This window comes from Photobacterium sp. R1 (assembly GCF_054600795.1).
The window spans coordinates 1-249 of record NZ_BAAHZP010000807.1; the positions used below are offsets into that span (position 1 = coordinate 1).

Annotated in this window: 1 protein-coding gene; it reads right to left on the reverse strand. The window is 54.2% G+C overall.

All coding sequences use genetic code 11. The features are described from left to right. Nucleotides 1–249, reverse strand: a 249-nt coding sequence (locus ACYP03_RS27300; protein WP_459782845.1) for a Mur ligase family protein, incomplete at both ends; no start/stop codon positions are given.

Consider the following 249-nt stretch of genomic DNA (forward strand, 5'->3'; position numbering starts at 1 on the left):
ATTGAAAACAGCCGTGCCACCGGCAATCAGCCCTTCGAAAATTTCGCCTTTGGCTCTTGCGACGCCCTCCAGCGAGCCGAAACCTTCTAAATGCGCCGCCGCCAGATTATTGACCAGTGCCGCATCGGGCTGCACCAGCGCAGAAGTATAAGCGATTTCTTTTTCGTGGTTTGCCCCCAGCTCAATCACGGCAAACTCATGTGCCGGTGTCAACCGCAACAGCGTCAGGGGAACACCGATATCATTATT